General features: G+C 62.5%; 12 protein-coding genes. 4 read left to right on the top strand and 8 right to left on the bottom strand.

Annotated elements, in window-relative coordinates; translation table 11 throughout:
• Positions 1-12: 12 nt before the first annotated feature.
• The 8 genes from rseP to rpsB all read right to left on the bottom strand — a co-directional run bounded on the left by rseP (position 13) and on the right by rpsB (position 7560).
• A complete protein-coding gene (gene rseP / locus ACH6CX_RS04655; protein ID WP_232941567.1) occupies positions 13-1368 on the bottom strand; it encodes an RIP metalloprotease RseP in 1356 nt (451 codons plus the stop codon).
• A 58-nt stretch (positions 1369-1426) separates the two neighbouring features.
• Entirely contained in the window at positions 1427-2614 is a 1188-nt protein-coding gene (gene ispC / locus ACH6CX_RS04650; RefSeq protein WP_396674984.1) for a 1-deoxy-D-xylulose-5-phosphate reductoisomerase, read from the bottom strand.
• Positions 2615-2729: 115 nt separating this feature from the next.
• The gene (locus ACH6CX_RS04645; protein WP_232941565.1) at positions 2730-3575 is read right to left on the bottom strand and encodes a phosphatidate cytidylyltransferase; all 846 of its coding nucleotides are present in this window, start codon (positions 3573-3575) and stop codon (positions 2730-2732) included.
• Positions 3576-3623: 48 nt separating this feature from the next.
• The gene (gene uppS / locus ACH6CX_RS04640) at positions 3624-4385 is read right to left on the bottom strand and encodes a polyprenyl diphosphate synthase (RefSeq protein WP_232941564.1); all 762 of its coding nucleotides are present in this window, start codon (positions 4383-4385) and stop codon (positions 3624-3626) included.
• The gene (frr, locus tag ACH6CX_RS04635; protein WP_232941563.1) at positions 4385-4942 is read right to left on the bottom strand and encodes a ribosome recycling factor; all 558 of its coding nucleotides are present in this window, start codon (positions 4940-4942) and stop codon (positions 4385-4387) included. Before frr ends, uppS begins: the two co-directional genes overlap by 1 nt.
• Positions 4939-5676: a UMP kinase gene (gene pyrH / locus ACH6CX_RS04630; RefSeq protein WP_232941562.1), complete on the bottom strand. Its 738-nt coding sequence runs from the start codon at positions 5674-5676 to the stop codon at positions 4939-4941. The genes frr and pyrH overlap by 4 nt, the downstream gene beginning before the upstream one ends.
• 154 nt (positions 5677-5830) lie before the next feature.
• The gene (tsf, locus tag ACH6CX_RS04625; RefSeq protein WP_232941561.1) at positions 5831-6694 is read right to left on the bottom strand and encodes a translation elongation factor Ts; all 864 of its coding nucleotides are present in this window, start codon (positions 6692-6694) and stop codon (positions 5831-5833) included.
• 119 nt (positions 6695-6813) lie between these two features.
• Positions 6814-7560 (bottom strand): 30S ribosomal protein S2, encoded by a 747-nt coding sequence (rpsB, locus tag ACH6CX_RS04620; RefSeq protein ID WP_232941560.1) that lies wholly within the window; start codon positions 7558-7560, stop codon positions 6814-6816.
• 358 nt (positions 7561-7918) lie between these two features.
• Between rpsB and map the strand changes: the two genes are divergently transcribed.
• From map to nth, 4 genes are all read left to right on the top strand, one after another.
• Positions 7919-8689, top strand: coding sequence for a type I methionyl aminopeptidase (gene map / locus ACH6CX_RS04615; RefSeq protein ID WP_232941559.1), 771 nt, complete (start codon positions 7919-7921; stop codon positions 8687-8689).
• Between the two features lie 127 nt (positions 8690-8816).
• A complete protein-coding gene (locus ACH6CX_RS04610; RefSeq protein ID WP_232941558.1) occupies positions 8817-11540 on the top strand; it encodes a [protein-PII] uridylyltransferase in 2724 nt (907 codons plus the stop codon).
• A 138-nt stretch (positions 11541-11678) separates the two neighbouring features.
• Positions 11679-12851, top strand: coding sequence for a succinyldiaminopimelate transaminase (gene dapC, locus ACH6CX_RS04605; RefSeq protein ID WP_232941557.1), 1173 nt, complete (start codon positions 11679-11681; stop codon positions 12849-12851).
• 99 nt (positions 12852-12950) lie between these two features.
• Positions 12951-13619, top strand: coding sequence for an endonuclease III (gene nth, locus ACH6CX_RS04600; protein ID WP_232941556.1), 669 nt, complete (start codon positions 12951-12953; stop codon positions 13617-13619).
• Positions 13620-13624: the final 5 nt, after the last annotated feature.

Here is a 13624-nt window from a genome sequence, read left to right as displayed (position 1 = left end):
AAACCAGCTGCGCTACAGGCGCAGGATGTCGTTGTACAGCGCCAGCCCCATAATCCCCAGTACCAGCGCCATACCCACCTGCAGGCCAATCACCTGCACGCGCTCGGACACCGGTGAGCCCTTGACCGCCTCAATGCCGTAATAGAGCAGGTGGCCACCGTCCAGCACCGGAATCGGCAGCAGGTTTAGGACCCCGAGACTGATACTGAGCAGCGCCAGCAGCGACAGAAAAGACTGCCAGCCGGCGTCCGCCGAAGTGCCGGCCACTTTAGCAATGGTGATAGGGCCGCTCAAGTTCTTGGTCGATAGCTGCCCGAACACCAGTTTCTTCAGGCTATTCAGGGTAAATACTGTCTTGTCCCAGGTCTCCTGCAGCCCCTTGGCCAGCGCGCCCGCAATACCGTAGTGGTAGGTGCGAACCCGGTCTTCCGGCCAGGATTCAACCACCGGCAGGACCCCGATCCGGCCGATCTCCTCGCCACTGTCGAGTGTTACCGGGGCCGGCGTCACTGTCAGCGAGACACGCTCGCCGTCTCGCTCCACCTCCACCTGCAGGGGCTCACCCGCCCGTGCGCGCACGTACTCTGTCCACGCCTCCCAGGTCTCGAAAATACGACTGTCGGTTGTCAGGATGCGGTCACCGGCCTGCATTCCCGCCTCACGGGCCGGGCTGTCGGCAGTTACCTGGGCCAGGGTCATCGTGATCGGGGGTCTCCACAGCTCGAGACCGGCCTCGGCCACCGGGTCCGGCACTTCCTGTCCGGCCAGCCAGCGGTCGATATCCGCCACTGAGTGGTACTCCAGTTCAGAATCCGGGTAGCGAATGGTGAACTCTATGGTACCGGAATCCCCCAGCCGGTTAGCCAGGCGCCAGTTGAGCGCCTGCCAGGTTGGGGTCGGCTGGTCGTCCACGGCCAGGATCTCCTGGCCCTCTTCCAGGCCTGCACGGGCGGCGATACTGCCGGGCTCCACTGCCCCCACTACCGGGACCGGCCCGGCGGTGCCGCCCATAAACACCGCCCAGAACAGCACGATCGCCAACAGGAAGTTCGCCAGGGGGCCGGCAGCGGCGATGGCAATGCGGGCCCAGACGCTCTTGCGGTTAAATGCCTGGTCCAGCTGCCCGGGTGGCACTGCCCCCTCGCGCTCGTCCAGCATCTTCACGTAGCCACCGAGCGGAATAGCGGAAATAGTGAATTCGGTGCCATGGCGGTCGTAGCGCGAGATCAGCCGCCGACCGAAGCCCACGGAAAAGCGCAGCACCCTGACGCCGCACAATCGCGCGACCAGGAAATGCCCGAACTCGTGAAAAGATACCAGCACCCCGAGCGCCACCAGCGCCCAGAGGACCGTCTGAATCAGATCCATAACTACCCGTCAGTTAATGCCAGTCCCACCGGTGACTCCCGCAACGCACCGGCCCGCCTCAGGCGGACTCCAGCACTTTGAGAGCCAGGGCGCGAGCCTGGCGATCCGCATTTTCGACTGCATCCAGGCCGGTCAGTTCAACCGCTGGCACAGAATCCATAACCTGCTCGATCACCGCCGGAATCCCGGTGAACGGCAGTTTTCCACCAAGGAAGGCATCTACAGCCACCTCATTGGCGGCATTGAGCACCGTCGGGGCACTGCCGCCTGCGGCCATTGCTTCCCGCGCCAGCCGCAGACAGGGGAAACGCCGCAGGTCCGGCGCCTCGAAATCCAGCCGCCCCTGGGCGATCAGGTCCAGCGCCGCCACGCCGCTGTCAATCCGCTCCGGGAATGCCAGCGCGTGCGCGATCGGGGTACGCATATCGGGGTTACCCATCTGGGCCAGCAGCGACCCGTCGCGATACTGCACCATGGAGTGAATGATACTCTGAGGATGCACCACCACCTTAATCTGTTCCGGGCGGGCATTGAACAGCAGGCAGGCCTCGATAAACTCCAGGCCCTTGTTCATCATGGTGGCCGAATCCACCGAAATCTTACGCCCCATCGACCAGTTGGGATGAGCGCAGGCCTCATCCGGGGTCACGTGGTGCAGGTCGTCCAGTTGGTGGCGCCGGAAGGGACCGCCCGACCCGGTCAGCAGGATCTTCTCCACCCCGGCTCCCTCCAGGCTACCGCACGGCTGGGGCAGGCACTGGAAGATGGCGTTGTGCTCGCTGTCGATGGGCAGCATCTCCGCGCCGCTGGCGGCCAGGGCCCGGGTGAAAACCGGGCCGGCCATGACCAGTGACTCCTTGTTGGCCAGCAGCACCCGCTTGCCGGCCTCAACGGCCGCCAGCGTGGGACGCAGCCCCGCCGCACCGACAATGGCGGCCATGACCGTATCCACACGGGAGTCAGCCGCCACCTGGCAGAGGCCCTCAACCCCCCACAGCACTTCGGTCTGCAAATCGCTCGCTGCGAGCATGGACTGCAACCGCCCCGCCTTCTCTTCGTCGGCCACCACCGCGAAGCGGGGCGCAAAGCGGCGGCACTGCTGGGCCAGCTCCTCCACCCGCTCGCGGGCGGTGAGCGCAAAGATGCTGTAGCGCTGCGGGTGTCGCTCGAGGACATCGAGGGTGCTGACACCGATGGAGCCGGTGGAGCCCAGGACGGTGACGGCTTGCTGCTGCGGGGAATACATAGACTTTCAGTTTACCTCTGAGGCCCCGCAGTCCAGGGCCTTTTATCCGGGATACTGCTGTTGTTCACACACTGCTGCCTTGAAGAAAAACACTTCAGGGACAACATGCTGGCGGCTACAGGTACTTGGGTAATTCGCTCGCCAGCGCCGCCATGGTAAATACCGGCAACGCCGCCGAGAGGCTGTCGAGACGATCCAGGATACCGCCGTGCCCCGGCAGTATATGGCTGCTGTCCTTGATCCCCCGGTGGCGCTTGAACATGCTCTCCACCAGGTCGCCAATCACTGAGGCAACCGCCGTTACCAGGATACCGAAAGAGAACAGCACACTGTTCTTGAGGGGCAGGTCGAGCAGGATGGAAACGCCAACCGCCAGTACCAGGCACGCCGCCAGGCCGCCGAAAAAGCCCTCCCAGGACTTACCCGGGCTCACTTCCCGGGCCAGCTTGTGCTTGCCAAAACGCCGCCCCACGAAGTAGGCACCAACGTCGGCAGACACCACCACTGCGACCACAAACAGGACCAGCCAGGCACCGTGTTCCTGGCCGCGCAGGATTACCATCGACAGCCAGGCCGGCACCAGCACCACGAGGCCGATCAGGCCGCGCGCCCAGCGGTTACCCCAGAGCATGGCGCTGGCGGGATAGCTCTGCACCCACAGGAACGCCAGCGCCCACCAGCCGCAGGCCACCGCCAGGATATGGCGCGCCCGAGCGGTGTCGGGACTGGCGAAATCCATCGCAAAGACGTACTCGGCCGTACCGATCAGGGCCAGGCCCAGGGCCGCCAGGAATACGAAGCGCAGGGCGCGATTGAGATTCGAGAGGTTGGCCCACTCCCAGCCACCCAGCAGGATGACCGCAACCGTGGCCAGGGTGAACCACTGGATGGGCAGCAGGAACAGGGCGCCGAGAAACAGGGCGACCAACACCAGCGCGGTAATTATTCTTTGTTTTAGCACCGTAAAACCCTTTATTGCCTTGTTTTTGTAGCCTGGTTATAGCCGATGTCAGGCCTGCGCTTTCAGCCCGTCATCATCGTCGCGCCCACCGAAGCGCCGGTGGCGCCGGGAGTAAGCTGCAATCGCCGCGTCCAGTTCAGCCTCGCCAAACTCCGGCCACAGCGTCTCTGTGAAGTAAAACTCGCTATACGCGGCCTGCCACAGGATAAAGTTGCTGATACGCTGCTCGCCACTGGAGCGAATCAGCAGGTCCACCGGCGGCAGGTCAGCCAGCTGGACATACTCTGCCAGTGTCTGTTCATTAATGGAATCCGGAGTACGCTCCCCGGCCGCCACCTGCTCCGCGAGCTGCCGTGCAGCGTTGGCGATATCCCACTGGCCGCCGTAATCCGCCGCGATCACCAGGTTGCCCTGGGTCCCGTCGCGGGTAATGTCCTCGGCTTCGGCGATGGCGCGCTGGAGGCGTGGAGAGAGGCGGTCGCGACGGCCGATCACCCGCAGCCGCACACCCTCATCGGCCATCCGCCGGGCTTCTTTGCGCAGGTAGGAGTAAAAGAGGCTCATCAGCAACTCCACCTCTTTGGGCGGGCGCTGCCAGTTCTCACTGGAAAAGGCAAACAGGGTGAGCGCCTCAACCCCCCGGTCCTTGCAGGCCGAGACCAGGTCGCGAATGCGCTCGACGCCGGCCTTGTGGCCGGCGGAGGGCGGCAGGCCGCGCCGGGCGGCCCAGCGGCCATTGCCATCCATGATGATGGCGATATGGCGGGGCCCCTCGCGGGACACCACTTCGGGGGAACCACCGGAAGCCATCAGATTTCCATCAGGTCCTTTTCTTTGGCCGCGAGGGCCGCATCCACATCGCTCACGAATTTGTCCGTAATCTTCTGGATGTCGTCACTGGCGCGGCGCTCATCGTCCTCGGAAATTTCCTTGTCCTTGACCAGTGCCTTCACGTCCGCCAGCGCATCGCGGCGGATATTGCGGATGGAAACACGTGCGGTCTCCGCCTCGCTCTTGGCCTGCTTGATGAAGTTCTTGCGTGTTTCCTCGGTCAGCATCGGCATGGGGATACGGATTACGGTACCCGCAGTGCTCGGGTTCAGGCCCAGGTCGGACTTCATGATCGCTTTCTCGATCTCCGGCACCAGGTTCTTTTCCCAGGGAGTGACGCTCAGGGTACGGGCGTCCTCTACGTTGACGTTGGCCACCTGCGACAGGGGGGCATCGGCACCGTAATAGGAGACATGGATACCGTCCAGGATGCTCGGGTGCGCACGGCCGGTACGGATTTTATTGAAATTGCTGCCCAGGGCGTCGAGCGCCTTGCTCATGCGCACCTTGGCATCTTTCTTGATATCTTCAATCACTGTCTCTCTTCCTCTTCGATTAGCGTGCCCTCTTCACCGCCCACCACGATATTGAGCAGTGCGCCGGTCTTGTCCATACGGAACACCCGCACGGGCATGTTGTTGTCGCGGCACAGGCAGATTGCGGTTAAATCCATCACGCCGAGTTTCTTGTCGAGGACCTCGTCAAAAGTCAGCTGCTCATAGCGGGTCGCCGACGGGTCCAGCACCGGGTCGGCTGAGTAAACGCCGTCGACCTTGGTGGCCTTGAGCACCAGCTCGGCCTCAATCTCTATACCACGCAGGCACGCCGCCGAGTCGGTGGTAAAGAAAGGGTTGCCGGTGCCGGCAGCAAAAATCAACACCTCGCCACGCTCAAGGTGACGAACAGCGGCCCTGCGGTCATAGTGGTCGACGATACCACTCATCTGGATCGAGGACATTACCCGGGAGGAGATATTGGAACGCTCCAGGGCATCGCGCATGGCCAGGGCATTCATCACCGTGGCCAGCATCCCCATATGATCCCCGGTCACCCGGTCGAGCCCGGCGGCGTGCAGCGCGGCGCCACGGAACAGGTTGCCACCGCCGATCACCAGGCCCACCTGGACCCCGATCCCCACCAGCTGGCCGATTTCCAGGGCCATCTTGTCCAGCACCTTGGGGCTGATCCCGAACCCCTGGTCCCCCATCAGCTCCTCACCGCTGAGCTTTAACAGGATTCGCTTGTACTTGCGGTCTTTTACACCGGGCATCCTCTGGTCCTCACTAGCGCTGGCAGGTATTGCCGCCGAACATTACAACAATTTCGGTCATTTACACAGAGGGGTGCCGCGATGCAGCTCCATGAGCCCACCGCAGGCACCCCTCCGCAGCCGGTCGCCCCATGGGGCGACCGTATTGTATCGATCAGGAAGAAGATTTGACCTGGGCGGCCACTTCAGCAGCGAAGTCCACCTCTTCTTTCTCGATGCCCTCGCCCACTTCGAAGCGGACAAAGGAAACAACATCAGCACCGGCATCCTTGACCAGCTTGCCGACGGTTACGTCGGGGTTCTTGACGAACGGCTGCTCTACCAGGCTGTTTTCCTTCAGGAACTTCTTGATACGGCCACCCATCATCTTCTCGACGATTTCAGCCGGCTTGCCTTCCATATCGGGCTGGGCCTTGATGATGTCCTTTTCCTTTTCCAGGACCTCGGCCGGCATATCTTCCGGCTTGTTGACCTGCGGGTTGACCGCCGCCACGTGCATGGCCACTTCGCGAGCCAGCTCAACTTCGCCACCGCTCAGGGCCACGATGGTAGCGATGCGGTTGTTGGAGTGCACGTAGGCGCCCACGACCGGCGCTTCCACAACCTGGACACGACGCACACCGATGTTCTCACCGATCTTCTGTACCAGTGCTTCGCGTGCAGATTCCAGCTCGCCTTCCATCAGGGCAGCGACATCTTCCTGGCGCTCGGCGAAAGCCTTCTCCACAACCTTCTGTACAAAGCCGTTGAAGTTGTCATCGCGGGCAACGAAGTCGGTCTCGGAATTGACTTCAACCAGCACGCCGTAGCTTCCATCGTCGGCTACCTTTGCAGCCACAACACCGTCAGCAGCAGTGCGGCCGGCTTTCTTGGCGGCTTTCAGGCCAGAGGCTTTACGCAGGTCTTCGATCGCCTTCTCGATATCGCCATCGGCTTCGTTCAGTGCTTTCTTGCACTCCATCATCGGCAGGCCGGTGCGCTCGCGCAGTTCTTTTACCATAGACGCGGTAATCGCCATGATTCAATCCTCGGGGTTCGTTCGCTAATGAATAGGATTTGAAAAAAAGGGGCCAGTCGAGGGGCCCCTTTCCGATTGGCAGCGTAACGGTTCAGTGTTACACCGCTGTGCCCTGCGGATTACTCCGCAGCGGCCTCGTCGTCACTCGCTTCGACGTACTCATTCTGAGCAGCGCTGCCACCAGCTTCGGCAACGCCCGCCACTACAGCGTCGGCCACCGCAGTGGTGTAGAGCTTGATCGCACGGATGGCGTCGTCGTTACCGGGGATCACGTAGTCAACACCCTCCGGGTCGCTGTTGGTATCAACCACGGCGATCACCGGGATACCCAGCTTGTTGGCTTCCTGGATGGCAATGCGCTCGTGCTCTACGTCGATCACGAACAGTGCGTCCGGCAGGCCACCCATGTCCTTGATACCACCGATGGAACGCTCGAGCTTATCCATAGTGCGGCTGCGCATCAGGGCTTCTTTCTTGGTCAGCTTGTCGAAAGTACCGTCTTTGGACTGGGCTTCGAGGTCGCGGTAGCGCTTGATGGAGGCGCGGATGGTCTTGTAGTTGGTGAGCATGCCACCCAGCCAGCGGTTGCTGACGTAGGGCATGCCACAGCGCTCAGCCTGCTCGCGGATGGACTTCTGCGCGGCGCGCTTGGTGCCAACGAACAGTACCTGCTTCTTCTGGGCCGCCATACCCTTGATCACCTGCAGGGCCTCATTGAAGGCCGGCACAGTGTGCTCCAGGTTGACGATGTGAATCTTGTTGCGGGCGCCAAAGATGTATTGACCCATCTTCGGGTTCCAGTAGCGGGTCTGGTGGCCAAAATGGACACCAGCCTGCAGCATATCGCGCATGCTGACTTGCGGCATAGTAAACCTCAATATCTACGGAAGCGGCCATCCTGCGGCGGACACTTCCCGGGTTATATCCTCCACACACCCCATGCACCAATCCCCTTGCACCCCTTGCGAGGCCACTCGGGAACACCCAGGCGCATGTGCCGGTGTATGTGAGACGTTAGTCTTAAATGGTGAAAGCCCGGGCACGGCGGCCCAGAGCGGCGCGCTTTATACCATATTCAACCGGGCCCGGGAAGCCAAAAAGCCGACAGCTGGCATCCCGGCCGGCCCCGGTTGTGCCCGGGGCAGCCGAATCCGCTACAATAGCGCGCCTCCCGGATCACCCGGGAATTGACGAACCCGCAGCAACCAGCCCGGAAGTGAGAGTATGACCGCAGCCACCAAGACCCCGGAACAGATCGCCAAGATGCGCACCGCAGGCCGCCTGGCCGCAGAAGTGCTGGAAATGATCGGCGAATATGTGGTTCCTGGCGTCACCACCGAGGAGCTGGACCGACGCTGCCACGACCATATAGTCAATGTCCAGGACGCCATCCCCGCCTGCCTGGGCTACCGGGGATTCCCCAAATCCATCTGCACCTCAATCAATGAAGTGGTCTGCCATGGCATCCCGTCAGACAACAAGGTGCTGAAGAAAGGCGACATCATTAATATCGATGTCACTGTGATCAAGGATGGCTGGTACGGCGACACCAGCAAGATGTACTTTGTGGGCAAGCCCGCCCCCCATGCCGAGCGGTTGGTGCGCATCACCCAGGAGTGCCTCTACCGTGCCATCGATATCGTCCGGCCGGGCACCACGCTGGGCGATATCGGCCACGTGATCCAGCAACACGCGGAGAAAAATTACTACTCCGTGGTGCGCGACTTCTGCGGGCACGGTATTGGTGACGTTTTCCACGAGGACCCGCAGATACTGCACTATGGCAAACCAGGCACAGGCCTGGTGCTCGAGGAAGGCATGACCTTCACCATTGAGCCGATGATCAATGCGGGCAAGCCCGGCACCAAGGTACTGCGCGACGGCTGGACTGCGGTGACCGTCGACCGGCGCCTGTCCGCCCAGTGGGAACACACCATGGCGGTGACCAACGACGGGGTTGAGGTACTGACCGCCCGCGGGGAAGAGAATTTCTGACCAATTTTGGCCCGGCGGTCCCCCTCCGCCCCGCTCCCGGTAAACCTGCGAGTATCACGGGGCCACGATTTCCGGCCGGGCACTGCCCGGCCACTTGCCGCCGACGATGATCCCAAGGAACTGTCCGATGCAGCTGGCGAACACCCCCTACTTCACCCGCCCCCTGTTCTTCTTCGACCAGGCCCGCTTCCGGCGCGCCCTGGCCGCCGGTGACAAGCCGGCCCTGGAAATTTTCAAGGATGCTGCCGGCGCCGCCGATACGCAGATGGAACAGCGCTTCCGCGAGGGCGAGGATGTACGCACCCTGGTGCACGAGCGGGCACTGTTCGTCGACTGCCTGCTCCACTACGCCTGGCACCAGTACCAGTGGCCCGCGGGCATCAGCCTGCTGGCCGTGGGCGGCTATGGCCGCGGCGAGCTCCACCCCCACTCCGATATCGACCTGCTGATCCTCACCGACGGCCAGCCCGACGGCCATGTGGTGGACAATATCGAACGCCTGGTGGCTTTCCTCTGGGACCTGGGGCTGGACATCGGGCACTCCGTACGCACCCTCGAGCAATGCCTGGAGATGGCCGGCCGCGATATCACCGTGGCCACCAACCTGATGGAATGTCGCACGGTGGTTGGCGACGACCAGCTGCGCGCGCAACTGGCCGGGCGCATGACTCCCGACAGGCTGTGGGCAGCCGATGAGTTTTTCGCTGCCAAGGTCGCAGAGCAGAACGAGCGCCACCATCGCCAGCAGGGCTCCGAATACAACCTGGAACCCAACATCAAGAATGCCCCCGGTGGGCTGCGGGACATCCAGACCATTGGCTGGGTAGCCAAGCGCTATTTCCGTGTGCGTACACTCAAGCAGCTGCAGGGCAAGGGATTCTTCACTGAAGAGGAATTCGGCATCCTGCAGTCGGGTGAGGACTTCCTCTGGCGCGTGCGCTACGGCCTGCATTTGCTGGCCGGGCGGGCCGAGGAGCGACTGCTGTTTGACTACCAGCGCGAGCTGGCCAGGCAGTTCGGCTACGTCGACACCGACACCCACCTCGCGGTTGAGCAGTTCATGCACAGCTACTATCGCATCGTAATGGCCCTGCGGGAACTCAACGACGTACTGCTGCAGTTCCTCGACGAGGCCATCCTGCAACGCGGCCAGAGCGAGAGCGTCACCCCCATCAACGAGCGCTTCCAGCTGCGCGACAACACCATCGAGGTGACCCAGACCCGGGTATTCACCGAGGACCCGTCCGCATTGCTGGAGATCTTTGTGCTTACAGCGGAAAACCCACGGATCGAGGGAGTACGCGCCTCCACCATCCGCCTGATCCGCGAGCACCGCCACCTGATCGACGACCACTTCCGGGCCGACCCCCACAATGCGGAACTGTTTATGCAGTTGCTGCGTTCACCGCGCGGCCTGTCCACCCAGCTGACGCGGATGACCCGCTACGGCATCCTCGGCCGCTACCTGCCCGAGTTCGGCCGCGTCACCGGCCAGATGCAGCACGACCTGTTCCATATCTATACCGTGGACGCCCACACCCTGCAGGTAGTGCGTAATATGCGCAGTTTCCGCGGTCCCGAGGCCTGGGAGAAGTACCCCATCGCCGCCGAGATCCTGGCGCGGTTGCGCCGGCCAGAGCTGCTGTATATTGCCGGCCTCTACCACGATATCGCCAAGGGCCGCGGCGGCGACCATTCCATCCTGGGAATCCGCGATGCTGACGCCTTCTGCCGTCGCCACGACCTGCCCGCCCGCGATCGCCGGCTGGTGTGCTGGCTGGTAGAGAAACACCTGCTGATGAGTGCCGTCTCGCAAAAGCAGGACATCAGTGATCCGGAGATAGTGCACAGCTTTGCCCGCGAGGTTGGCGATCGCGAGCACCTCGACTACCTCTACGCCCTCACCGTGGCCGACATCAACGCCACCAATCCCGAGCTCTGGAACAGCTGGCGCGCCAGCCTGATGCGCCAGCTCTACCAGGCCACCCGCCGCGCCCTGCGCCGCGGGCTGGAAAACCCGATCGACCGCGAGGAGATCATTGAAGAGACCCGGGCACAGGCCAGCGAAAAGCTGCAGGCCATGGGTCTGCCGCAATCCTCGGTGGAGAATATCTGGTCCCAGATGGGCGAGGACTATTTCGTCCGGGAAAGTGCGGACAACATCACCTGGCACACGGCAGCGATCCACCAGCTGATCTGCGCCAACGAGAAAGGGGAGACCAGTGACACCCTGGTTCTGACACGGAACTCCGGCCCCGGCGAGCACGATGGGGCCACGGAAATCTTTGTCTATACCCCCGACCGGGCCAACGTGTTCGCGGCCGTGGTTACCGGCCTCGACATGCTAAACCTGAATATCCACGATGCCCGCCTGTACAGCTCGGCTGCAGGCTACACCCTGGACACCTTCTACGTGCTGGACGAATCCGGCCAGCCACTGCTGGAGGATCCGGCAAAACTGGAGCAGATCCGCACCACACTGCAGGAGGAGCTGGCGCTGGTGGAGGACTACTCGAAAGTGATCAAGCGCCGTACGCCACGGCGCCTGAAGATGTTCGAGCTGGAGACCCGCGCCCACCTGACTACCGAGCCTGGCGATCACTACAGCACCCTGGAAATCACCAGTGCCGACCGGCCGGGCCTGCTGGCACGCATTGCACGGATCTTTGTCGACCACGACCTGCAACTGCATAACGCCCGGATCTCCACCCTGGGTGAGCGTGTCGAGGATATCTTCCATATCACCGACGCGGCCGGGAACCTATTGCAGGACGAGGAGGCCAACCGGCAACTGGAGGAAGCCATCTGCCGGGAGCTGGATGCGCACCAGACAATCCAGCAGGCACCGTAAGCGGTTACACTGCCAACCTGCAGGCACTTTGACCACATTGAAAAACAACGCCGTGCACCGCCACGACGCCAGGCTGGCATAGATTGCCGGAGACGAAAGCGACGCACCGCAATGCGCCGCCACAAAAAAGAAAGACTGATGAACCCTAACCTGGAAAAGCTACAACCCTACCCCTTTGCCAAGCTGGCGAAGCTGAAAGCCGGCCTGGTCCCGGCCGACCAGCCGCACATTGCGCTGTCGATCGGTGAACCCAAGCACCCCGCACCTGATTTTGTCCGCGAGACACTGGTGGCGCACCTGGACCAGCTCTCCGCCTACCCGGCAACCAAGGGGCTCGACGACCTGCGTGGTGCCATCGGCGACTGGCTCCGCGCGCGGTTCGGGCTGGAGCATGTCTGCCCCGATACGCAGGTTTTACCGGTCAATGGCACCCGCGAGGCGCTGTTCGCCTTTGCCCAGGCTGTCGCTTCACCGGGCAGCAGGGTTCTGATGCCCAACCCTTTCTACCAGATCTACGAGGGCGCGGCCCTGCTGGCAGGGGCTTCGCCCTTCTTCCTGAATTGCACCGCGCAGACCGGCTTTCGTCCCGACTTCGGCGCAGTGCCGGCAGGGGTTTGGCGGGACTGCGACCTGCTCTACCTGTGTACGCCGGGAAACCCGACCGGGGCGCTACTGGACGAGGATGCGCTGCGACAGCTGATTGACCTCGCCGATCGCCACGATTTCATCATTGCGTCCGACGAGTGCTACTCGGAACTGTATTTCGATGAGGACGCCCCGCCTCCCGGGCTGCTGCAGGCCTGCCGCGCCATGGGCCGGAATGACTTCAGTCGCTGCGTGGTCTTTCACAGCCTCTCGAAGCGCTCCAACCTCCCGGGCCTGCGCTCGGGGTTTGTTGCCGGCGACGCGCAGGTACTGGAAAAATTCCTGCTCTACCGCACCTACCATGGCTGCGCCATGCCACTGCCGCACCAGCACGCCTCCATCGCCGCCTGGCGCGATGAGACCCACGTGAAGGAAAACCGGGCGCTATATCGGGAAAAGTTCGCCGCAGTACTTGAAACCCTGGACGGCTGCCTCGATGTTTCAGCACCCGAGGCAGGCTTCTACCTCTGGCCCCGCGTCGGCGACGGCGAAGGATTTGCCCGGGAACTGTTCCGGCAGCAGAACATCACCGTGTTACCGGGCAGCTTCCTGGCGCGCGAGTCCGGTGGTAGCAACCCGGGCCGGGAATATGTACGCATGGCCCTGGTAGCGACACTGGAAGAGTGCATAGAGGCCGCCCGGCGTATTCGCGCATTCTGCGGCTGATCCCGGACAGCTCCGGGCAGCCGGGGCCATCGGCCCCTCATCGGTGCATAAAAACCAGTAGACGGCCCGGCGCCGTTTACAGGCAGAAGACAGAACTTCATGGCAGTAAAAAACTTACTCAAGCAGGAACGGGTCGACTTTATCCTGGACAAGCTCGAGGAGCTCTACCCGGAAACCCCGGTCCCGCTCGACCACAGGGATCCGTACACTTTACTGGTGGCGGTGCTGCTCTCGGCCCAGTGTACCGATGAGCGCGTCAACCAGGTCACACCATCCCTGTGGCAGCTGGCCGACAACGCTGCGGATATGGCCCGGGTACCAGTGGAAAAAATCCAGCAGGTAATCCGTCCCTGCGGCCTGTCACCACAAAAGGCCAGGGCGATCAGCAAGCTGTCCCAGATCCTGGTTAACGAGTACCACGGCAAGGTGCCCGAGAACATGGCCGCACTGGAAACCCTGCCCGGCGTGGGCCATAAAACCGCCAGCGTGGTGATGGCCCAGGCGTTCGGCCACCCGGCTTTCCCGGTGGATACCCATATCCACCGGCTGGCACAGCGCTGGGGGCTGACCAGCGGCAAGAATGTGGCGCAGACCGAGAAGGACCTTAAGCGCCTGTTCCCCCGGGACCGGTGGAACCGCCTGCACCTGCAGATCATTTTCTACGGCCGGGAATATTGCTCCGCGCGGGGCTGTGACGGCACCGTGTGTGAAATCTGCACCACCTGCTACCCGGCACGCAAGAACCCCAAGAAAACCAAGAAGGCATAGTGGTA

The sequence above is a fragment of the Microbulbifer sp. JSM ZJ756 genome (genome assembly GCF_044383805.1).
Lineage (GTDB): Bacteria > Pseudomonadota > Gammaproteobacteria > Pseudomonadales > Cellvibrionaceae > Microbulbifer > Microbulbifer zhoushanensis.
This window is presented reverse-complemented; position numbering and strand designations above follow the sequence as displayed.